This is a genomic window from Bradyrhizobium sp. B025 (assembly GCF_042257955.1).
GTDB lineage: Bacteria > Pseudomonadota > Alphaproteobacteria > Rhizobiales > Xanthobacteraceae > Bradyrhizobium > Bradyrhizobium diazoefficiens.
This window is the reverse complement of the sequence record NZ_CP170150.1, coordinates 1217124-1237339: the sequence shown is the minus strand read 5'-3', so window position 1 is coordinate 1237339 and position 20216 is coordinate 1217124. Positions and strand designations below refer to the sequence as shown.

Sequence of the window (20216 nt, the reverse complement as noted above, 5' to 3'; positions counted from 1 at the left end):
GCAATTTCGATTTTGGATTTCCCTGCCGCTGCGAACCGTGATTCTGTGCTGCATCGGAGGGACCGATGCGACCAAAGAAGCACAGGACGACAGGCTCGAACGATCTGTTCCGGTCCCGGCTGGACCAGATCATCAACATGCGACACGAGCTGGTTCTGCTCGCCGGCAGGGTCGATTGGGACTGGATCGACGGCGAGATCGCGCCGCTCTACAGCGACAACGGCAGGCCGGGTATCGCGACCCGCTTCATGATCGGATTGCTGCTGCTCAAGCACATCTACGAGGGGGTGTGCGAGCGCTGGGTCCACGATCCGTACTTCCAGTTCTTCACCGGCGAAGAGTTTTTCCAGCACGTTTTCCCGCATGAGCGCTCAGACCTGAGCCACTGGCGCAAGCGGCTCGGCGACAAGCTGGAGCGGTTGTTGGCCGAGAGCCTTCGCGTGGCGCACGCGAGCGGTGCGTTGCGCAGCCAGGACCTCAAGCGGGTCACGGTCGACACGACCGTCCAACCGAAGGCCATCAGCTTCCCGACCGACGCCAAGCTGCTGCATGCAGCGATCCGCGGGTTGAACCGCCTGGCGAGGAAGCACGGGGTCAGGCTCCGGCAATCCTATGTTCGCGTGGCCAAAAGCGCGGCGATGATGGCGGGCCGCTACGCTCATGCCAAACAATTCAACCGGCATCAGCGACAGCTGCGCATCCTGCGCAGCCGGCTGGGCCGGATCATCCGCGACATTCGCCGCAAGACCGAGGGCCAGGCCGCATTGGAGGGGGCATTCGCCCTGCCGCTGAGCCGAGCCACCCAGATCGGCTCGCAGCAGCAGCGCCAGCGCGGCTGGAAGTTGTATTCCTTCCATGCTCCGGAGGTCGAGTGCATCGGCAAGGGCAAGGCCGCCGCCCTATGAGTTCGGCGTGAAGGCCTCCATCGTCACCAACAACCAAAGAGCTCCGGGCGGCTTGTTCGTGCTCCACGCCTGCTCGCTGCCGGACAACCCCTACGACGGTCACACCCTTCGCAACGTCATCGAGCGCACCGAGAGCCTCACCGGCTGCCCGATCGAACGGGCCTATGTCGACAAGGGATATCGCGGCCACGACACACAAAATCCCCGCCGCGTCTTCATCTCGGGCCAGAAGCGCGGCGTCTTCGGCGTCATCAAGCGCGAGCTACGCCGCCGTTCCGCCATCGAGCCCATCATCGGACACATGAAGAACGAAGGTCACCTTGGCCGCTGCTATCTCAAAGGCCGCGCCGGAGATGCCGCTAACGTTCTCCTCTCGGCCGTTGGCCACAACCTCCGCCGTGTCCTGGCTTGGCTCAGAGACCTTTTGTCCCTCTTCCTGCTCTCACTCTGGCCAACGCTCAACTGTCCAGTTCAGCCCAATTCGGCTTATTAACGATCGACTCGGATCGCAGGCAGCGCGGGCGACTCGCCGCCTTGGCTGACTTCAATCGGGAGCTAGTTCAGTTTCTGCGGAGAAAAATCTCGTGTTCCGAGCCTGGCGGCCCGATACCGGCTGTTTAGTTCACGTCCCCGAGAGTAAGACTTTTATTTGGCTCAGATCCGGATGGGGCAGAAGCTTGTGCAAACCCATTCGCAACTTGAGGTCTTCCGGCGCCCACGGATCTCCCTGCTGCCAGCTCGGGGGCACATAAAGAGACAAACTTGGCAGCGGCTGGTTGCGCCGCACTTGCGGCGCATAAGGCGAGGATGTTGAGTTGAAGCCGTCCATGTTCCACCCCCTGAACGCTTAAAGCCGACTACAGAAGGTCAGCGACAGGAAACAGCGCGGGCGCGGCCTGGCGCCTACCGACCTGGGGGGCTGGATAAAGGCACTATCCCTGCCGCTCCGCGCTGCCGTTGAGTTTAGCGGAAAGCGTGACTCGGCGCTGACCGTTCTGGATAGATAGCGCTGTCCCTGCCACGTCCCGTTAACCACAACGGCTCTGTATCCGGGCTGGCTTACTGAAAGCTGACGAGACCCGGCAATTCCCAAAACGAAAGCGGCCCGTGTGGGCAAGTTGCAGTCAAGCGTGAGAACGACGTTCCGGCGGCACGCTTGGTACCACGTCAGCCTGAGCATTCGCCAGCTAGCAGCTCCGGTGTCCAGCGCCCGGCCTGCCGGAGGGCCGCAGGCGGTGGCCACCAGAAGGGCCTCTTCCTTGTCGTTGAGTTCGCGCTCTGCCCGGTAGGCGGCTCTTCGCTCTGGTTCTCCGCCAGGTTGCCTTCGACAAAAACGTCGAAGGGTGGGAGACCGCCAAGTGGCCGACGCCCAGGCTTGTGGCGATCACGTCATCACTCATCCCGGCATCGGCCGCCAACCGGATCTGCGCCCCCTTGAGCGGACAGCGGTTGCCTGCCTCCGCCTAAGAAAAGCTCTATTCGACAAAAAGAGAGGTATCTATGGCAAACGAATCTTAGATAACTCGCGGCATCTTGAGTTCAGAGCAATCGTGGGATTTGGCGGGTGAGCTGAAGCCACTAAAGCGACCCACACCCTCGTCAGTGGGCGACATATGCCCTCGGCTCTGGAGGAAGTAGCTGCGATCGGGCTCTTATCGCAAGCTCAGTGAAGCGCCTGCCTTCCCGCGGGTGATGGCTGTGGCTTGAGATGATCCAATATCTTCGAGCCGGCGCTGAACGACCTCGACCAGAATTTCTCCAGAAAATCCAGGTGACACCGCAACAGCTCCGAGGAAGTTTTGGAGTCCGCGATATCCTTCAGAAAGGTGGCCTGATCGTGCAGGGAGGAAGCCGCCAAACCTAGTCCGTCCTTCAGGGCCGCAGCGAACAGGTTGCTTGTCGCTTCAATCGAGCTCTGCCATTCCCGAAAAGTAAATGGAATAGGCGATGCGGCTGTCGTAGATTTCCCAGCGCCATCGGCGGAAGCGCCAGATATCAGAGCCGGGTCGTGCCCGACATGTGGCCGCCGCTCGCGTTTCTCGTCTTCGCTTGCATTCGGTGCCATTCGAGATCTCCTAGCTTGAAGGGCTTATAACGTACTAAGTTGTTCGCCGCTCATTTCGATCATCCCCTACAAGGTACCACAATTGCCAACACGCGATACCTACCTCATTTGGTAACGTGGCAGCAAAGGAGGCAGTGAACGCGATACGGCCAGAGCCCATAGGCTGTAAAGCGCGCGTCCGTGTGCTGTCGCTTTGCCCACCGGTGCCGGCCCAGAGGCTGAGAACTGGGGCGATCGGATGGAGGATGGTGCCGGCTGCGCGTAGATGGCTGGCGGCGGCAAAGTCGGTGAGCGCACGTACATGGAGCAGCAATCAACATTCAATAATTGTTTAAGATTCTCCAAGCCGCTGGAACGGGCGATCGCTTCTACCCTGCTTCGAAGGCTTCACTGGCAGCCTGCTCGGCCTGTTGACGGCCCTGCCCTCTGAGCCAACGAGCGCTTCTGGACGGGCCACATGAAAGCGACTTTGAATCGCGGTGGATGCCCTCGACGGCTGGAAGCCGATTCGGCCGGCTGGCGTATATGATCTATTAGAACCATCTCGGCGGCTCGCGCAACCAGGCGACCGCCAGGCACTTAACCGCCGCGGCACCGCTATACGGGATCATCCAGAGGTTCTTGCCGACCGAATGCGAAATCCATGCTTCGATACGACGAGCTAACTGCCGGCGCAAACTTGCGATGTTCGGCGAAGCTTGTCCGGTGTCAGCTAGCGGGTTGGGTTAGGTGAAGCAATAGACGTTGCAAGCACCCCGCGCGGGAAAACGGCGTTGATGGACAATGGCGGCAATACCCTTGCGTCTCGAGTTTAGCTGGAGGCTTGCTTTTTCTCTCGCACGCAGGCTTACGTCCTGTGGCTCTCGAACGTGTGCGGCGCAATGTGGCACTCGGGCCGATCTTGAGACGTATAAACGCTGTGATCGTATGAACTTGTAGCAGCGCGGCTCGAGATAGACGACCAGAGACATGCTCCAGATGGCACCGTCCCTAGTACCCGGAATCAGAGCTGAGTGATACGGCGGCCTTTGAAACGGCGTTGACGGACCTTTTTCTTGGTCCAGACGAAGGGCTCGGCTCTGTCGTTGTATGCGTTGACGTAGGCATCGATGTGTTCCTGAAGCTGCTTGAGGCTCGTGAAGGAGGTGCCGCTGAGCGACTGCCCCTGCAAGATGGAAAACCATACTTCGACCTGATTGAGCCATGACGCACTTGTCGGCGTGAAATGAAATTGCACGTTGGGGTGGGCCTTGAGCCAGTCCTCGTTCTTTTTATGGGTGTTGAGGTTGTCGAGGATGACGTGAAGCTTGCGGTTCGGAAAAGTCGCGGTGACGCTGTTCATGAAATCGAGAAACTCGACGCGGCGCCGGCGTTTTGAATGGGTCGCGATGATCTTTCCGGTGGCGACTTCGAGCGCCGCAAACAATGTTGTGGTGCCATGCCGCTTGTAATCGTGGCTTTGGCCGGTTAAGGCGCGGCCATTGGGCAACTTCAGATAACCCTGCGCTCGCTCCAAAGCCTGGATCGAGGGCTTCTCGTCCACGCACAGCACAATGGCCTTCGCCGGCGGCGCGACATAGAGGCCGACAACATCGGCGGCTTTGGCCGTAAAGTTCGGGTCGTTGCTCTCGCACCAGGACTTGCGAGCCACCAGGTCAATCTTGTGGCTGCGCAGGAACCGCCAGACATATTGGACATCGACATCGCCCAGCGCCTCGGCCAGCAGGGGGCCGGTCCAGCGCGCAAACCCTTGCGGTGGCGGCTTATCCAGCAGCTTCAGAATCCGCTTGTCGGTCGTCTTCGTATAGATCGGCTGCTTGCCAGGCCGCGGCTTGTCTTGCAGCCCTTCAAGGCCATGGTCGGCATAGCGATGCCGCCAAAGGCTGACAATCCGCGGCTGGACCCCAACTTCCTTGGCGATCGACCGGGTGCTGCGCCCATCCGCCGCCAACAGAACTATCCGCGCCCGCTTCAAATCGCGCTGCAACGTCACCGGTGAGCGACAGCACGCCTCAAGCACCTTGCGATCTTTCCTCGAAAGGTGGACTTCTCTTGCTTCGGGTATCATCCCGACCTTGAATCACGACTCACGTTCCAAGAAAAGTGGGTACTAGTTGACGATCAGCACTACCGGCTTGTCAACCGAGTGGCAGGGTCCCCTAGCCAAGGTGGTACAAGTCGACGTCCTCGAGGGTGTAGGCGCTGAAGCTCCCGAAATGGGCGAACAAGTTGTTGCGCTTGGCGCCGCAGCTGATCCGGTGATCCGGTCGGCGAGGCCGCGGCCCAGAGGCTATCGGGCGAGCGCATCGGCGCCTCGCGGAAGATGCGAGCATCGATTGAGCGCCAGCCTGCAGATCGCAGCGTCAGGACAGGACGACCTAGTCACGTGAATCTAATGTTCGCCACATAAAGTCTGCTGGGTTTTGTGGCAGAAGCGTTTGACGGAAGCCAAAATCTGGTCTGCGGACTTGGTCCATTTGAAGGGCTTCGGGTTTTGGTTGTGCAGGTGGATGAAGGTGCAGATGTCGGCCTCGAGTTGCCCGACGGAGGTGTCGTCTAATCGCTGCTGGGACGTCAAGCATTTAGTTTCGTCAAGAGACGCTGCCGGGTGCGTGGTTGTCTTCGCGGTCGACATTGGTCGCCGCATGATGGAGCTTCGCGGACGAGCCTTCAATGTGGACGACGCACTTTGCTGAGTCAGCAGTGCAACCCCATCAGCGGAATGGCTCGGCTCACGTCCTGGCAGGGATACCTTAGGCGTTCAGGTTCTGAACGCTATCCGAGCTTATGCGGCAGCTCCGGCATTCGGATTGAACAGCTCGCCGGTCTTAAGCATCGTATGCTTATCACCGCCAGTTTCCGTGCCACAGCCACGGCGGCTCTTTTGAAGCCGATCCTCTCCCGGAGATGCCGTCCCCACGTCCGCAGAGCGCTGTCGGTTGAGCTGCGCGTCAGAATGACCGCTGCCGCTTCATAGAGAAGCCCACGCAAATGGCGGTCGCCACGTCGGGATATATGGCCATCATAATCGACTTCTCCGGATTGGTAGCGGCGCGTTGTCAGGCCGATCCACGCGCCAACAGATCGGGATTTCCTAAAGTTGTCAGGCTCCTCAATAGCTGTGGCAAAAGAGGTTGCGGTGATCGCACCGATGCCCGGAATCGACATGAGGATGCGGCAGGCCTGACTCTCGCGCGCATCCCGAACCAACTGGCGACCGAGTTCGGCGGCGCGGATGCGAATGCCACGCCAGGCTTCCAGCATCGGAAGCACGATGGATGCAAGTCCGTCCTGATCAGCCAGAAGGTTCCGGACGTTCTCGAAGGTGCTTCCCTTTCCGGCGGGAACAAGCAGACCGAAGGTCTTCATGACGCCGCGGATCTGGTTCGAAAGCTCGGTGGTGATCCGGACCAGCCGCGTGCGCGCCGCGACAAGCGTGCGGGTCAGCATGCTGTTGAATCCCTTCACGCGCACCTCACGAAAGAACCCGACTTCCGCGAGCTGCGCCAGACCATCGGCGTCGTTCGCGTCCGTCTTGTTCGCCGCCATATCGAGCGCCGCTTTATCATGGCGCGCATCGACGCAGATCGCCGGCAATCCTTCGGTGCGCAAAGAATGATAGAACCATACCGACAGCGGTCCCGTCTCGAACACCACGCGTTTCACGGCCGGCGCCCGCTTGCGGATGAGCGCGGCGATGACACTGGGATCAGATGCACACTTGCCGCGCCAGATCCGTTCACCTGCTCGACGGATCGAGACCGCCGTCTCTTTCATCGACACATCGAGACCGATATACTCTTCCATGGCTGTTCTCCATTCGATGCTTGGGCCCGGCGTCCAGTCGTGAGCCCGTATTTCCATCCTATCGGGGAACAGCCACCCTCCAAGACTATTGATTGTCTTTAGGGCAACACGCTCCTGCGATTACCCCATGTGGACGCCCCCTCACGGCATCGCTGTGCCAAAGTGGTGTCGTTGACCATCACTTGAACGGAGGCGTCCATGTCGGAATTTAGCATAATCGCGTTGGATCTGGCGAAGAATGTGTTCCAGATGCACGGCGCGGATGCATCAGGAACCGTGCTTTTCCGCAAGAAGCTGCGCCGGGATCAGATCCTTAAATGTCTTGCCGCGCAGCCGACGTGCACGGTCGCAACGCGACTTTGCGGCATGGCTGGGGCTTACCCCGCTGCAGCGCTCCACCGGAGGCAAGCAGAAGCTCGGCAAGACGTCACGTATGGGCGAACGAACCCTGCGACGACTACTGATCATCGGCGCGAGCGCGGCCGTGCGCTGGGCAATGCGCAAAGACTCGACAGCGGATTCTTGGCTTGCGCGCATGCTTGCCCTCAAGCCGCCCATGCTGGTGATCGTCGCCCTCGCTAACAAGATGGCGCGCATCGTCTGGGCATTGATGGCGAGAGGCGGAACCTATCGGGCTCCGGCTGCGGCGAAGTAGTTCCGCGGCAGGGACCGTGAGTGTGAGAAGGTCAACCGGAGAGTATGGCGCACGGTCACGAGACAGGAATGGGAAAACCAGATCATGGATACGCGCCTCGAGCACGCGAAGTTGAATTGGACCCGTTCCGCGAACTCCCATACGGGCCAGCGGCATGTGGCAGCCGCAACAAAAGGCCGAACACATGTCAGCGCCCGACCACGCTCCGCACTCTTCGAAAGATTCTTCTTGCACCAACGGGGGCGTCTACACATGTCCATGACGATATGGACATCGAGGCCTTCAGGAACTTGAGCATCGATCTCTTTTAAAAACTTCAAGACTCGACTGCCCGGTGGCGCTTGTAGCATTTGCCGATGACGAACCCCGAGGCGACATCGAGCGCGGCAAACAGCGTGGTCGCACCATGCCGCACATAGCTGTGCGTACGACGCTCCGGTATGCCGGGCATCATTGGCAAGACCGGCTGCTCGCGATCGAGTGCCTGAATCTGGCTTTTCTCATCGATGCTGAGGACAAGGGCTCGGTTCGGCGGGGACAGGTAAAGCCGACGATGTCGCGTGCCTTGTCGACGAGCCGCGGATCGCTCGACAACTTGAATGTCTGGCTACGGTGCGGTTGCAAGCCGAACGCCGACCACATTCGGCGGATCGTGGTGCGGGAAAAGCCAGTTTCCGCAGCCATCGAGCGGATCAACCATTGCGTCGCCTTGGCCGGCGTCGTACGCAGCGTGCGATCGATCATGGCGGCAACCTGATCGTCGTTGATGGTGCGAGGGCGGCCAGGGCGTGCCTCGTCAAGCAAGCCATCACAGCGATCCTTCAAAAATCGGCGGCGCGACTTGCCAACGGTGTGTTCGTGGAGGCCGAGTTCGGCAGCCACAGACTTGCTTGGCAAGCCATCCGCCCACCGCAGGATCGCGCGGCATCGCTCAGGAAAGCAACCGCGCAGCACGATGACGACGAACTTGCCTCTCCAAGTACGCCCGCTCCTGCGGACTCAGCACCAACGGCGCGATCGGCCGGCCTTTCCCACCTGCATTCGCCACAAGCGCTCTCCTCTCTCGAGATTCAAGCTATCAACCAATGCGACGAACTTGCGTTCCGGATGACTAGGGTCTGTACCTAAATAGCGCCACGTGATTCTCTTGCCTACGTGTTGATTCGGGGGCGAGAGAATGCGCGCTGGTTTGTTTTGGCTGAACGACAGGCAATGGGCGCGTATCGAACCGCATCTGCCGAGGGGACTGACGGGGCCGGATCGGGACGACGACCGACGCATCGTCAGCGGCATCATTCACATGCTGCAATCGGGTGCACGATGGCGTGATTGTCCACGTGAATACGGCCCTTACACGACGATCTACAATCGCTTCAATCGCTGGGCCAAGCGAGGACGATGGTGCGCAATCTTCGAAGCGCTGGCCAAGCCTGGCGAAGACGGCGTCGTACTGTCGCTCGACTCGACCTCGATTAAAGCTCACCGGTGTGGCTCCGGCGGAAAAGGGGGGAGCACAATCAAGCAATCGGCCGCTCGCGCGGAGGCCGCACGACAAAAATCCATGCGCTGAGCGATCCGCTCTGCCGGCCGGTCGTCCTGCATCTGACTCCAGGCCAGGATGCCGATATCGCTGCGGCTCCCGATGTCCTGGCGCTCGCGCCACCCATGAGCGTGCTCCTCGCCGACAAAGGGTATGATGGCGACAAGCTTCGCGGCGCAATCATTCGTCGTGGCGCCAAGCCCGTAATCCCCAATAAATCTAACCGTGTCGTCATCCATCGCTTCAACAAACGCGCCTACAAAGGACGAAATGTCATCGAACGCTGCTTTGGCAGGCTCAAGGACTTCCGGCGCATCGCCACGCGATATGACAAGCTCGCCCGTAATTTTTTGGCCGCTGTTCATCTCGCCGCTCTCGTCGCATATTGGCTCAATTGAGTCTGGACCCTAGACTAGCCCCGCCGCATAGAGCGCTTTTGCGACTGACTCGAAATACTGCGAAGGCACCGGGTTGCCGAGCCTTGCCTTGCCGAGCAGCTGACGCGCCAGAACATTGTCCTCCACAATGTTGAGGCGAAGCGCGCGCGCCTCACCAAGCAGCTGTGAAGCAGCTTCACCCTCGCCACGGCAGACCAACACCGGCACACCGGTCTCGCCGCGAACATAGCGCAGACCAATCAACGTTGCCGGTCCCCGCAATATCAACGTGGCCCGGCTGATGCCGAGTGGAGCCTCGTTTGCCGACTCTTGCCGCAGCCGCCGGTGCTCGCGCTTCACCTGCGGATTGCCTTGCTGTTCCTTGTTCTCCCGCTTGGCCTCCGTTTCCGTCATGCGCATGTCCTGCATAAACAACCAACGCTGGATTAGAAGGTCAGCCAATCCGCCGACCAGAAAAGCTCCAGCGGCAATGCCAATCAGCAGTTTAACCTCGGTGAAGACGAAACCAAAACAGCCCATGCCGCAGACTGGCAGGTACACCAGCGCTTTCCAGCTCGCGGTCACGGTTAAAAAGAAGATCGCACCAAGCAAAACCACTTTAGCCAGGGTCTTGCCAAGCTCGATGGCCGAACGTTTCGAGACGATACGCTTCAAGCCTTTGATGGGATCGAGTTTCTCGAGCTTCGGCTTGAGCGGCTCCGAAGCAAACATAAAGCCGCCATTGGCCAGGACATTGGCCAGAAGAGCTGCTGTCACGGCAGCGGCGAGCAACGGAGCGACAGTGGCAATCGAAAGTTCTAGCAAGCCGCTGAGCGCTTGTGGCACCGCGCTTGTGAACGGCTGCTCCTGCAGTTTATCGACCAGCCGGACCGTCTCCTGCCACTTGTCCTCAATGGCACCCGCTCGCCACCACAGACAGCCGAAACCGGCACAGGCGCTGACGCCGCTCACTAGATCGGAGCTGCGCGCGCTCTGCCCCTTCTTGCGCGCATCGCGCAGCTTCTTGGGCGTCGGAGGAAGCTTTTTCTCCTCACTCGTAGAGCTCATTTCAACAGCTTCCTCAGATGATCGAGCATGTCGTTCGAGGTCAGGATTTCAGAACCGGCATATTCGAGCAGATAGACGGTGTAGCTGACCATAATGACCCCGAATGCAACATTCTTGATCATCGGAGAGAGATCGTTCATCTTGAGCTGAGATGCAAAACGGCCGAGCATCATGACCGAGATATCCACCAGCAACAGCAGGGCCAGAACCGGCCCGGCGACCAACAAGGTCGTCATCATGATACGATCGAGAAGGGCAAGACACTCCATTGCCCCTTGCACTGTCAAGGCAGGCAAAAACTGATAGACAGGCCACACTAGGTAGCTGCCATAAAGGCCGCTCACCATGGTCTGCAGCCCGCCGACCAGAACGAAGATCGTAACCGCCGTAACACCGAGAAAGAGCCCGGTTCCAGTCGCTTGGCTGTGCGTCGCGGGATCCTCCCCCGCAACTTGGCTTGAAATTCCTCGTTGGGTATCGATGATGTCGCCGACTGCCTGTATGCTCCATAGTGGAATACTGAGCAGGATGCCGAGCATCAGACCGACGAACACCTCCTTCACGCCAAGCATGGTAACGCTAACCAAGCGCGTGTTCGGGTCCAAGGCCTGCAGACCGAGCTTGATCTGAGCAAGGCAAGGCAGGCCAATCGCAATCGTCAGGCTTCCCCGAATGAGGCCGCTGATACGCGGCCGGGTGAAGACAGGAAGCACCAGCATGATGCCTAGGGCGCGGGCCGCACTCAGGCCGGTTGCGGCGACGAATTCGATCGAGCCCTGAACGAGAACTTGCGCCTCTGCGGGTGACAGGCCAGCCATCCAAGCTCTGCTAGTATCTTGCGGTGAGTGCCGGAAACTCGCTGAAGATGCGCTCGGCCTGGTCGATCAGCGGGGCGCTGAGAACCGGGGAAAAACCGGCGAGCACGGCGACGACAACCAGAAGCTTGACCGTCAGTGGCAGGGTTTGGTCCTGGAGCTGAGTTGCCGCCTGGATAAGGCCAATGATCAGTCCGGAGATCAGAGCTGCGAGCAACGGCGGCAGAACCCAGATCATGAAGAGCACGAGCGATTGACTGAGGTGCGTAAGGATGCTGGCTTCGTTCATGGTCAACCTCCTGGCGTGGTGTAGCTTAGTACTAGCCCGTGCATGAGACGTGACCAGCCGTCGATAGTGACGAACAGAAAGAGCTTGAAGGGGACAGATATCACTGTGGGGGATACCATCGACATACCCATGGCCATCAAAATCGTGGTGACAATCAGATCGATCGTGATGAAGGGAAGATAGAGAAGAAAACCGATTTCGAAGCCCCGCTTGAGTTCGGAAATCAAGAACGACGGCACAAGAATTGAGAAATCATCTGCCGTTACGCTGCCGCGCATCTCCTCCGACCAGACATGTTCGGTGGATGACAGGAAGAAGCGGCGCTGCTCTTCATTGGTGAATTTCTTCAGATGAACACGCAGCGGCTCCTGTCCCTCCTTGGCGGCCATCACCCAGTCATCGAAACTCTGGTAGCGAAGTTGCGGATCGGTAAGGCGGTTATAGGTCTGCTCGAAGACTGGAGCGCTGATGAAGACGGTCAGGATGAGTGCCGCTCCGTAAAGGACGATGTTCGGCGGTATCGATTGAGTTCCTAGCGCATTGCGCACGAGGAAGAGAACAACCGAGACCTTGATAAAGGCTGTAGTTGTGACGACAGCAAAGGCCAGGAGACCAAGGCCGACCGTTATTGCAAGAAGCGCCAGGATGCTGGGTTGAATTTCAGTCATTAAGCGCCAACCTGCCGCGTAACCTGACGGCGAGCTCCTCGCCGATCCGCACGATGTCGCCTCGGCCGATACGTTGGCCGTTCGCAACGATATCGACCGGCCCGTCAAGATGCCGGCCAAGTTCGAACACGTGGCCTTCGTTGATGGTTCGCAAGGTTCCCAACGGCATCGGCCAGCGGCCACATTCGAATACGAGTGTGATCTCGATGCTGTCGATATCCGCCTCTGACGGGGGCTGCTGTTGCATCTGGTTTTGGGGCATCACATCTTCACTTTTTAGAGGGTGGGATCGCAAGCGGAATGGTCCTCGCAGCACCAGCCTGTCGCCGCCAATCTCTGCAGGGGCCCACAATCGGTCTGCAACGAGAACAATTTGGCCTCGCGCGAGTGGAATTGTGTCCGGGAGCAGCGCATCGCCTTGCTCTGCTTGGCGAAGAACGCCGATCGCGACGCGGAGCGAGCCGATATGGCCTGCAACGATGACCGGGAGTTCGGAAAGCAGCCTGGCCGCCTGTCGCGGTAATCGGCCGAGCAGCTCGCCGAGGACGGTGAAAGCCGGAGGCACCGGACCGTCGAACGGAGAGAATAGAAGCAGCCGAGCCTTGCTGGCGAGCTCACCATAGGCGACGTCAAATTCAAGATAAGGCTGCGTACTCCGCGCTTCCTCGGTGCGAACAAGCTGCAGATTCCGCTGCGTCATTCTTTCCAGCGCAGCAAGCAAGGGTTCAAGCGCAAGTTCCAGGACCAGCGAACGCGCCGGCTCAGAAGGTAAGGTAAGCCCATTCTGCACGGTCCGAACCAGCGCTTCCGCAAGCTTACCCGGCAAGGACAGGATCAAGGTTTCACCTTCTACTTCGAAGACGCAGTCGAGCATCGGTGCCGCAGCCGGCTCCGCCTGCCAGACGGTCCGGCTCACGCGCACAGATAGCGGCTTCTCGCCGAGGAGGCCTTGTAGAGGCGCACGCAACGCTGTGATCTCGTTAAGCCACGAGGCCACTGCGTGCGACAGGATCAGCGACGGCATGAAGGCTGCGCGCTCAGCCGGCCGGTCCGAGGCCGGTGCGGCTTCCGCGCCGCAGGCCCCGAGCTCGCGCGTGAGAGGATCTGCAATCATGCTGGCTCACCTCCCGTCTGCCCTGACGGGCCGCGCCGGTAGCGGAGCAAGACTTCATCATCAGCTTCGATTTCGGCGGCGGCTTCGAAATGAGCACTCGTGGTGCGCCGAACGTCTTGATCAATCTCACGCCATTTCTGGCTCGCCGCTGAACGCCTGGCCCAAACGGCCCTCGCCTCAAGAACCGCAGTCTCAGCTTGCGCCTGAGCAGCACGGGCATTTTCAAGAACCTGCTGCGCCGCTGCAATCTCGTCTGTGAGCCGGCCGATGATGAGATGATAGCGCCGCTGCAGCTCGCAAACAGACATCGCATCGGCTGCTAGCATCTCCCGATAGAGCTCTGCCTCGAGCTTTGCCCGGCGCTCTTCGGCATGTGTAAGATGCTCGAAAGCTCGTTGGACAGCTTGGATCGCAAGGTGGCGCTTGGCTTCCATGTTAGACAATTCACGAATGGCGCTTCGCTCCCGCATGTCCTTTACGAGCCGCAGCTTCGAGGCGTGAACGGGACTTAGGCGGTCAGACGCGATATCCATGCGATCGTCTCCTCAAAGCTGCACGCCTCACCCTGCCCCTGGCGCAGAAAGGCCCGCAGTTGCTCGATCGAGGCGATCGCCCGATCGGTCAGCGGATCAGAGCCTTGTTTGTATTCACCGACCTTGATCAGGAACTCGGCCTCAGCGTACCGTGACAGCAGATCACGGAAAAAGGATGCCGCCTTGCGATGCGGCACGGACACGATCGCATCCATGACGCGGCTGCGGCTCGACAACACGTCGATCGCCGGAAAATGCTCCCGGGAGGCCAACGCGCGGGAGAGAATAATGTGGCCATCGAGGATGCCGCGTGATTCTTCCGCTATCGGATCACCCGTGCCGTCACCTTCGACAAGCACAGTATAGAAGGCCGTAATGGAGCCATGCTCGCCCATGCCGGCGCGCTCCAACAAGCCCGGCAACAGTGCAAAAACGGATGGCGGAAATCCGCGCCGGGTCGGCGGTTCTCCTGCGGCAAGTCCGATTTCACGCATGGCGCGGCTAAAGCGCGTCAAAGAATCCATCATCAGAACGACGCGAAGGCCCTGATCACGAAAATATTCGGCTAGCGCTGTCGCCATGTGGGCGCATTGGGCCCGCTCCATCGCCGAACGGTCGGAAGTCTCCACCACAACGACGGAACGGTGAAGGGCTTCGCCAAGATGACGTTCGATGAATTCACGCACCTCTCGACCGCGCTCGCCGATCAGCGCAACGATAGTGACGTCGGCCGCTGCGCCTCTTACGATTTGCGACATCAGCGTCGACTTGCCGCAACCGGCATCACCATAAATTCCGATCCGCTGACCTTCTCCGCATGTGAGAAGACCATCCAGGACACGGACGCCGAGCGGGAACGGCTGTTCAATCGCGCGCCGTTTCATCGGATTAGGCGCCCTGCCGCGCAGCGGTCTGGCTTCGCCGGCTTTTATAGGGCCCTTGCCGTCGAGCGGCCGGCCAAAACTGTCGATCACGCGGCCGAGCAAATCGGGGCCGGCAGCCACTTCCTGCATTCGCCCGGTCGTCACCACCTCTGCGCGATTGGACAGCCCCACCATGTCCCCGATGGGCGTGAGTAACACCCCATCCGGCAACAGACCGATTACCTCGGCCTCGAGCGACCATCCGCTGCGAGGATCCTGCAATAAGCACAGTTCTCCGACCCTGGCCTCCGGCAAGACGGCGTGCAGCAGCGTGCCCACGGCCCGCGTGATCCGGCCGCGGACAGCGCGTGTATCGATGTGCTTGGCGGAAGATCTTAAGGATGAGAGTGCGGCCTTTACGGTTCCTTCTGCGGCCGCGGCATGATGGGTCGGTCGTTGCACGGTCACGATTCAGCTTCCTCCGTCAAGCCAAAGCCGAGGCGCAGCGCGCGCAGCTGCGCGGCAAGCCCAAGATCGACGTTGCCGAACTCGCTCCATAAAACACATTGGTCCGCGCTCAGCGCCGGATCCGCCTCAATCCTGAGCTTCGGCCGGCCCTCAAGTCCGTCATAATCCTTGAACTCACTGGCTAGCAGGTCGGCTTTCAGTGGGGATACGTGAAGGCAGACCTCCGTGTTTTTATATCTTTGCTCGATGGCATGACGAACGCACTGGACCAGCATCTTGCCCGAATCAAATGCGCCAAGCAGATCGCGAACGATCTCAAAGACCAGTTGCGGCAATTCCCGCTCCAGAACCGCCTTGCGTTGGGCCAGTTCACAAGTCGCCTGCGCAATCAGCCGGGCCATTTCCTCTGCGCCAGCCTTTGCACCCTCGGCGCGGCCCTGCGCACGTTCCCGCTCATAAGCCAGGCGTGCCCACCCTCGAACCCGCTGCAGATGCCGCTCGGCAGCGGCCAGCGCCTGTATGGCATCGTGCCAGATCTCAAGCTGCGCAGCTGGGATCAGCGGTCCAAGAGCCCGAATCTTCGGGGCCGCGGGTGGTGCGAGGGCATCGGCCGTCATGCCCCAGCATCCTCAGTGCGCAAATGAGCCATGACGAGGGAAAGCAGCGGGCCTGCTGCGCTACGGTGCTCGGCAGTTGAGCTCTCGGCGGCCGTCCCAGCGGGCAAGCGTAGAAGCACGCGGATACGAGCAAGCGATGAAGTCTCTTCGAGCCAAGCGCCGAGACAAGCATGCCCGTCATATTCGATCTGTCGGGACAATTGCTCTGGATCGGCGATCGGGGCCGTTGCGACGGCGCAGGATAAATGCCGGACTGCGAAAGCATGCGCCTCGGCACCGATCAACTCCACCAACACAGGCAGATCGTGCCTGGAGAACAGCTTGAGGATGGAGCGTGCATGCCAAATGCCGCCCGCGAGCAGCGCAGCCCGCCGCGGATCATGCCCCAGGAGAGCATCTTCGCTCCAGTCGCCGCAGCTCACCTCCCCCTTGCTGCCCAAAAGCAGTTCGGCGAGCCTTGGCTGTAGCCTGGCACTCTGCTGTAGCCGAGCCAAAGTGGAAGGTGAAAGCAGCGGGTCAAGAAGCCCGGCGAAACGACCGGGATCGGCCGAGGCAGCAAGCTCGCGCAGCCGATCGGCTGCGAGCGTGAACGAGCGATTGGTTTTTGTGGCTGTGGTTGACATTGATGGCGGCATGAGCGTCCAGACTATGACGCATCAGCAATCATCTTGCCCGCCGCTTGGTCAGCAGACAGGCGCGAGCCCCTACCGAACACGCTCAGCTTACGCGATGATTTTCCAAACTGACGCATGCGCGGGCCCAGCAATACGCAAGCGACGATGCCGAATACCGCTCCGGCGCTTCCTACAGCAAGCGCAAGTAACGGCGATGAGCCGGCTCTTGCTGACTGAGCCACAGGGACTCCCGGACCGGCAGACTGCTCGACTGGAGCGCGCTCGACCGGCACGAAGACAACGGCGACCTTGTCATAGGACAGCCCTTCAATGCTGTTTGCGACGAGCATCTTGATCTGCGGCAATAGTGCCGAAAGCCTCGCGCTGGAGCCATGTCGAATGAAGACCGATGCCGAGGATGGGGTCGCACCTTGCCGCAACAAGTCGTTCTTCGGCAGAACGACGTGAACGCGTGCTGAAAGGACGCCATCTATATCGCTGATCGTGCGCGACAATTCTTCGCTTAGAGCATAAACGTATCGTGCCCGCTCCTCGATCGGCGAGGCAACGAGGCCCGATCCCTTGAACACCTCGCCGAGATTCTTGAAGGATTGGCGCGGCAGCCCCTCAACATTGAGCAGGTCAATCGAATAAGCGAGCTGCTTTTCCTCGACCTGGATTGTGCTGGTTCCGTCCTTGGCGACAACACGGACAGCATCAACGCCCTTGCCAAGGAGAAGCGCGAGCATCTCATTAGCCTCGCGCTCCTGAATTTTGGTGTAGAGATCGGTCTTACAGCCGATCAGCGAGAGGAGAAGGGGCATAGCAAGAAACACGCGAAGCCGTCGCCACGATTGACGGCCGCCGGAGCTCCCCCTCTTCATATCGCCAGTCATCAGCTTACTCAGCCGGCCGATAGCAGCTTGTTTAGCGACGAGCTGACGGCGCTGGTGCCCTTGGAGACGAGGGAAACCTGAACAACGTCTTTGTAGACGTCTCGCAGATTCGTCATCATCGATTCGAAATCAGCTCCAACCGGCTTAACAGCCGCATTGGCTCCGGCGTTATCCGCCGGCAAAAGTGGCTGCGCAGCCGGCCCAGGCTGCACCCCATTTACGACAGCCGGCGCAATCGCCGGAGAAACGGCTCGACCCTGGTAGATGCCGGAAAGGGTTTGGAGGATTCGGTCGCCCGGCGGACTTGCCAGCACATTCGTGCGCTGGACCTCCAATATCGGAGGAGTCGCTGCGGGTGGATTCGCGGTCGGGAAAGCAGACCCCTGATTGGGAGCTACTTGCGCCAGGGACTGCTCGAAACGCGCCTGCTCGCCAGCAGCTGCCGGAGAGCAGGCACCGGAAAGACAACCGGCTGAACTGGGAGGGATCGGCGTTGCGCCTAACAACATGGAGTGTGTCATTGTGCTGGTTTGATGACCTAAGCTTTAGCCGATGAACCGATCAAGTTCATAGGCTGCCGAGCTGACGAAAACCTGACGGAGATCAGGTTGACTTGGTCATCTAATGATCACGTTTGGCTTCCAAGCTGCGGCGAAACTCTAACTTCATAATGAGCGGAAGGCGTCAAGGAATGCTCGCGCGGTCCACGGTGGTACATATCTTAAAAAGAATTTTTTGTGCCGGTGTTCTCATCTGTGTCGGAATTTTGCGCACGTCTGCTGCATCCCTTTCGCTGCCGCCCGCCCCTTATAGCTACACCGTTCTCGATCAGGATCTTGCTGCGGCGCTGCAGGAGTTCGGAAACAATCTCAATATCAGGGTCAATGTCAGCGCCGACGTCAGGGGCCGGATTCGTGGACGAATGCCGGACCTGCCGCCACGAGAATTCCTTGACCGTTTGACTGCTTTGTACAATCTCCAGTGGTACTATGACGGACTTGTCCTTTACATCTCCGCCGCCCAAGAGGCGCAAAGCCGGCTCATTGTATTGAACCCAATCAGCTTCGATGCGCTCAAGGCCGCGCTCGACGCGCTCAACATCTCGGATGAGCGCTATATCGTGAAACCTGCCCCGGGAGAGGGCCTCATCCTTGCTTCTGGCCCACCCAGATTTGTTGCGCTGGTGGACCAGACCCTCAAGGGCCTTGTGGCGGAAGCGCAGGCCCGGCGCAGTCCCGCCGCCGAGAGGTCACAACACGAGTCGGTTTTGATGTTGTTTCGCGGCTCCTCGAGCACGGTCTTCCGGGACGGGCGGCCGGAAGCTTCTCCCGAAACGCCGCTTCATGGGGGCGCTGTGCGCGAAGCCGGTCCAGGCCAGAAGTGATGGTCGAAGATGCAAGACCGCTCCGACTGAAGTCGCATCCGATCGTCAGCTTTTCGAAAGCTAAAGCCCCCAGCATGAGCCTGCGAGGTCTTGACGGCTGCCCTGCTTGAGGCAGCCCGATAGATGGATAAGAGACCGGATGCTCGAGGGAAATTGGGTAGCGCTGCCTTCACGCAGTGCGAGGCATTAAAGATCAATGTGGGCCTCCGCACGCGCGCTTCCGAGCTAGCTGAGGCTTCGCATAGCTCAATGCGCGTCATCAGTTGGAAGGAGAAACAGGGTGGATTTCAATGCAGTCGCCCCGGCGAATACGAGCCCGGAGCCCGACACAGCACGGACGGCTACAGATGCAACCGAGTTCGAGCGGCAGCTCAGCGGTTCAGAGGCTCCCGCTTCGGCGCAGGGAGTCGCCCATCCAGTGCTGCAGGGCGAGGCTTATTCACCCTATCTCGACGCGGGCCATCCCTACTCTCCATACTTGGAGACAGGACACCTCTATCCGCCTTACCCAGATTTAGCGCATCCCCTTGGGCCAGACTCGGGTTGGCAGGATAATCTATATGCCGCGCCTGCGGCCGTCGCTGCGCCAGAGCCGGACAACGGCCAGCAGCATCTCTCGCCGCAGGCCATAGCTCAGGCGATCGAGGAACATCCCGGCTTCGATCAAGATGTGATATGGCAGACTCTGGATGTCGGCCCATCGGAAGCCGAGCCACGGCACGGTGAGCCTCAAGCGGGGACATCGCATGCAGGACCATCGCGCACCGCCCCTTTTTCAGGATGAGCCGCCGCACGCCGGCCCCTCGCATGCCCGGCCATTGCAGGCGGGACCGCCCCAACCTGGGTCTTCTGAAGCTCCGCCAGAAAGGACCGCGAGGCGATCCATGTCGTCGAGATGAAGGTAAGCGCGTTGCGGATCAGGATAGTCTGGGTATGACCGGCCCCCCTAAATACCTTCAACATACCGGTTGTTAGAACCAGCACAGTTCTTCGCACAAACCTCCAAACACCGGACCACCTGAGATCACTCGGGGCACGAATCGCGGCATCAATCCGGCCTCACTCTTCGTCAGCTTCTTGCAAGCTGCCCCTGCTAGCACGAAAGGAATAGGTCATCTCGCGGCACCGCCGCTATCTGAGTTTTATGACATGGACACAGGCGCAGCCGATATCGCAGCAACGGCGCCAGACGCTGGCACAAACACCGATAACGCCGCGAACGGCGGCGACAACTCGCACGCAGCATTGTTGCAGCGGGCCTTCGAAAAAGCTCTGGTTGCCGTCGCTACCCAGGTCATAAGCGATACCCAGTCAGACATGGATGACGCTATGAGCGAGCTAGATGATGGCTGAAGGCCGGATTATCAGACGCGCACAGGGAGGACCTGACGGACGGCAAGCCGAACCGAAAACGATCGGGTGAAGCAGGCGGACTTGGCAACAGCAGCCGCTAGACCGTCTTAGGTGATCCTCCAGGCAGGCGGTGCGGCCGTTCTGCAGGACCTCGCAACTTTCGGAAGACGCCGCAGCGACTTGCT

17 protein-coding genes and 6 pseudogenes are annotated in these 20216 nt (G+C 59.9%); 5 read left to right on the top strand and 18 right to left on the bottom strand.

Annotated features, from left to right (window positions below; genetic code table 11):
• Window positions 1-65 precede the first annotated feature (65 nt).
• Window positions 66-1398, top strand: a pseudogene (locus ACE10W_RS05940) (IS5-like element ISBj2_B family transposase).
• A gap of 129 nt (window positions 1399-1527) precedes the next feature.
• Here the strand turns inward: ACE10W_RS05940 and ACE10W_RS05935 are convergent.
• The 5 genes and pseudogenes from ACE10W_RS05935 to ACE10W_RS05915 form a co-directional block, all read right to left on the bottom strand.
• Entirely contained in the window at window positions 1528-1734 is a 207-nt protein-coding gene (locus tag ACE10W_RS05935; RefSeq protein WP_011084638.1) for a hypothetical protein, read from the bottom strand.
• 834 nt (window positions 1735-2568) lie between these two features.
• Window positions 2569-2970 (bottom strand): hypothetical protein, encoded by a 402-nt coding sequence (locus ACE10W_RS05930; protein WP_011084637.1) that lies wholly within the window; start codon window positions 2968-2970, stop codon window positions 2569-2571.
• A 1003-nt stretch (window positions 2971-3973) separates the two neighbouring features.
• Entirely contained in the window at window positions 3974-5038 is a 1065-nt protein-coding gene (locus tag ACE10W_RS05925; protein WP_011084514.1) for an IS630-like element ISRj1 family transposase, read from the bottom strand.
• Between the two features lie 324 nt (window positions 5039-5362).
• A pseudogene (locus tag ACE10W_RS05920) lies at window positions 5363-5521 on the bottom strand (IS630 family transposase); the annotation flags it as partial.
• A 234-nt stretch (window positions 5522-5755) separates the two neighbouring features.
• Window positions 5756-6777, bottom strand: a pseudogene (locus tag ACE10W_RS05915) (IS110 family transposase).
• Window positions 6778-7126: 349 nt separating this feature from the next.
• On the opposite strand from ACE10W_RS05915, the pseudogene ACE10W_RS05910 reads away from it, so the two are divergent.
• Window positions 7127-7432 (top strand): annotated as a pseudogene (locus ACE10W_RS05910) (transposase); the annotation flags it as partial.
• A 254-nt stretch (window positions 7433-7686) separates the two neighbouring features.
• Here the strand turns inward: ACE10W_RS05910 and ACE10W_RS05905 are convergent.
• Window positions 7687-8480: pseudogene (locus ACE10W_RS05905) on the bottom strand (IS630 family transposase); the annotation flags it as partial.
• Between the two features lie 107 nt (window positions 8481-8587).
• Here ACE10W_RS05905 and ACE10W_RS05900 point away from each other — a divergent pair.
• Window positions 8588-9370, top strand: a pseudogene (locus ACE10W_RS05900) (IS5-like element ISBj2 family transposase).
• Between the two features lie 9 nt (window positions 9371-9379).
• Here ACE10W_RS05900 and ACE10W_RS05895 read toward each other — a convergent pair.
• The 11 genes from ACE10W_RS05895 to ACE10W_RS05845 are packed head-to-tail and all read right to left on the bottom strand — an operon-like array spanning window position 9380 to window position 17803.
• A complete protein-coding gene (locus tag ACE10W_RS05895; protein ID WP_011084630.1) occupies window positions 9380-10417 on the bottom strand; it encodes an EscU/YscU/HrcU family type III secretion system export apparatus switch protein in 1038 nt (345 codons plus the stop codon).
• On the bottom strand, window positions 10414-11235 hold the full coding sequence (gene sctT, locus ACE10W_RS05890) for a type III secretion system export apparatus subunit SctT (RefSeq protein WP_011084629.1): 822 nt from the start codon (window positions 11233-11235) through the stop codon (window positions 10414-10416). The genes ACE10W_RS05895 and sctT overlap by 4 nt, the downstream gene beginning before the upstream one ends.
• Window positions 11236-11245: 10 nt before the next feature.
• Complete coding sequence (locus ACE10W_RS05885; protein ID WP_011084628.1) at window positions 11246-11521, bottom strand: EscS/YscS/HrcS family type III secretion system export apparatus protein; 276 nt, start codon at window positions 11519-11521, stop codon at window positions 11246-11248.
• Window positions 11522-11523: 2 nt separating this feature from the next.
• A complete protein-coding gene (gene sctR / locus ACE10W_RS05880; RefSeq protein WP_011084627.1) occupies window positions 11524-12189 on the bottom strand; it encodes a type III secretion system export apparatus subunit SctR in 666 nt (221 codons plus the stop codon).
• Window positions 12182-13303 carry a type III secretion system cytoplasmic ring protein SctQ gene (gene sctQ, locus ACE10W_RS05875; protein ID WP_011084626.1) on the bottom strand — a complete coding sequence of 374 codons (1122 nt, stop codon included), beginning with the start codon at window positions 13301-13303 and terminating at the stop codon, window positions 12182-12184. Before sctQ ends, sctR begins: the two co-directional genes overlap by 8 nt.
• On the bottom strand, window positions 13300-13836 hold the full coding sequence (locus ACE10W_RS05870) for a hypothetical protein (RefSeq protein ID WP_011084625.1): 537 nt from the start codon (window positions 13834-13836) through the stop codon (window positions 13300-13302). Before ACE10W_RS05870 ends, sctQ begins: the two co-directional genes overlap by 4 nt.
• Window positions 13812-15167, bottom strand: coding sequence for a type III secretion system ATPase SctN (gene sctN / locus ACE10W_RS05865; protein WP_011084624.1), 1356 nt, complete (start codon window positions 15165-15167; stop codon window positions 13812-13814). Before sctN ends, ACE10W_RS05870 begins: the two co-directional genes overlap by 25 nt.
• Complete coding sequence (gene sctL / locus ACE10W_RS05860) at window positions 15164-15784, bottom strand: type III secretion system stator protein SctL (protein WP_011084623.1); 621 nt, start codon at window positions 15782-15784, stop codon at window positions 15164-15166. The genes sctN and sctL overlap by 4 nt, the downstream gene beginning before the upstream one ends.
• Window positions 15781-16419, bottom strand: coding sequence for a nodulation protein (locus ACE10W_RS05855; RefSeq protein WP_011084622.1), 639 nt, complete (start codon window positions 16417-16419; stop codon window positions 15781-15783). The genes sctL and ACE10W_RS05855 overlap by 4 nt, the downstream gene beginning before the upstream one ends.
• An 11-nt stretch (window positions 16420-16430) precedes the next feature.
• The gene (gene sctJ / locus ACE10W_RS05850; protein WP_011084621.1) at window positions 16431-17294 is read right to left on the bottom strand and encodes a type III secretion system inner membrane ring lipoprotein SctJ; all 864 of its coding nucleotides are present in this window, start codon (window positions 17292-17294) and stop codon (window positions 16431-16433) included.
• An 8-nt stretch (window positions 17295-17302) separates the two neighbouring features.
• Complete coding sequence (locus ACE10W_RS05845; protein ID WP_026312858.1) at window positions 17303-17803, bottom strand: nodulation protein NolB; 501 nt, start codon at window positions 17801-17803, stop codon at window positions 17303-17305.
• Window positions 17804-17985: 182 nt separating this feature from the next.
• Between ACE10W_RS05845 and ACE10W_RS05840 the strand changes: the two genes are divergently transcribed.
• On the top strand, window positions 17986-18678 hold the full coding sequence (locus ACE10W_RS05840) for a secretin N-terminal domain-containing protein (protein WP_020608155.1): 693 nt from the start codon (window positions 17986-17988) through the stop codon (window positions 18676-18678).
• A 556-nt stretch (window positions 18679-19234) separates the two neighbouring features.
• Here the strand turns inward: ACE10W_RS05840 and ACE10W_RS05835 are convergent.
• The gene (locus ACE10W_RS05835) at window positions 19235-19411 is read right to left on the bottom strand and encodes a hypothetical protein (protein ID WP_161966260.1); all 177 of its coding nucleotides are present in this window, start codon (window positions 19409-19411) and stop codon (window positions 19235-19237) included.
• Between the two features lie 416 nt (window positions 19412-19827).
• On the opposite strand from ACE10W_RS05835, the gene ACE10W_RS05830 reads away from it, so the two are divergent.
• Complete coding sequence (locus ACE10W_RS05830; RefSeq protein WP_011084616.1) at window positions 19828-20031, top strand: hypothetical protein; 204 nt, start codon at window positions 19828-19830, stop codon at window positions 20029-20031.
• Window positions 20032-20216: the final 185 nt, after the last annotated feature.

Excerpts from the sequence above, each read along its gene's own strand:
- ACE10W_RS05935 (WP_011084638.1), bottom strand. The coding sequence starts at position 1,734 with ATGGACGGCTTCAACTCAACATCCTCGCCTTATGCGCCGCAAGTGCGG.
- ACE10W_RS05930 (WP_011084637.1), bottom strand. The coding sequence starts at position 2,970 with ATGGCACCGAATGCAAGCGAAGACGAGAAACGCGAGCGGCGGCCACAT.
- ACE10W_RS05925 (WP_011084514.1), bottom strand. The coding sequence starts at position 5,038 with ATGATACCCGAAGCAAGAGAAGTCCACCTTTCGAGGAAAGATCGCAAG.
- ACE10W_RS05895 (WP_011084630.1), bottom strand. The coding sequence starts at position 10,417 with ATGAGCTCTACGAGTGAGGAGAAAAAGCTTCCTCCGACGCCCAAGAAG.
- sctT (WP_011084629.1), bottom strand. The coding sequence starts at position 11,235 with ATGGCTGGCCTGTCACCCGCAGAGGCGCAAGTTCTCGTTCAGGGCTCG.
- ACE10W_RS05885 (WP_011084628.1), bottom strand. The coding sequence starts at position 11,521 with ATGAACGAAGCCAGCATCCTTACGCACCTCAGTCAATCGCTCGTGCTC.
- sctR (WP_011084627.1), bottom strand. The coding sequence starts at position 12,189 with ATGACTGAAATTCAACCCAGCATCCTGGCGCTTCTTGCAATAACGGTC.
- sctQ (WP_011084626.1), bottom strand. The coding sequence starts at position 13,303 with ATGATTGCAGATCCTCTCACGCGCGAGCTCGGGGCCTGCGGCGCGGAA.
- ACE10W_RS05870 (WP_011084625.1), bottom strand. The coding sequence starts at position 13,836 with ATGGATATCGCGTCTGACCGCCTAAGTCCCGTTCACGCCTCGAAGCTG.
- sctL (WP_011084623.1), bottom strand. The coding sequence starts at position 15,784 with ATGACGGCCGATGCCCTCGCACCACCCGCGGCCCCGAAGATTCGGGCT.
- ACE10W_RS05855 (WP_011084622.1), bottom strand. The coding sequence starts at position 16,419 with ATGCCGCCATCAATGTCAACCACAGCCACAAAAACCAATCGCTCGTTC.
- sctJ (WP_011084621.1), bottom strand. The coding sequence starts at position 17,294 with ATGACTGGCGATATGAAGAGGGGGAGCTCCGGCGGCCGTCAATCGTGG.
- ACE10W_RS05845 (WP_026312858.1), bottom strand. The coding sequence starts at position 17,803 with ATGTTGTTAGGCGCAACGCCGATCCCTCCCAGTTCAGCCGGTTGTCTT.
- ACE10W_RS05840 (WP_020608155.1), top strand. The coding sequence starts at position 17,986 with ATGCTCGCGCGGTCCACGGTGGTACATATCTTAAAAAGAATTTTTTGT.
- ACE10W_RS05830 (WP_011084616.1), top strand. The coding sequence starts at position 19,828 with ATGGACACAGGCGCAGCCGATATCGCAGCAACGGCGCCAGACGCTGGC.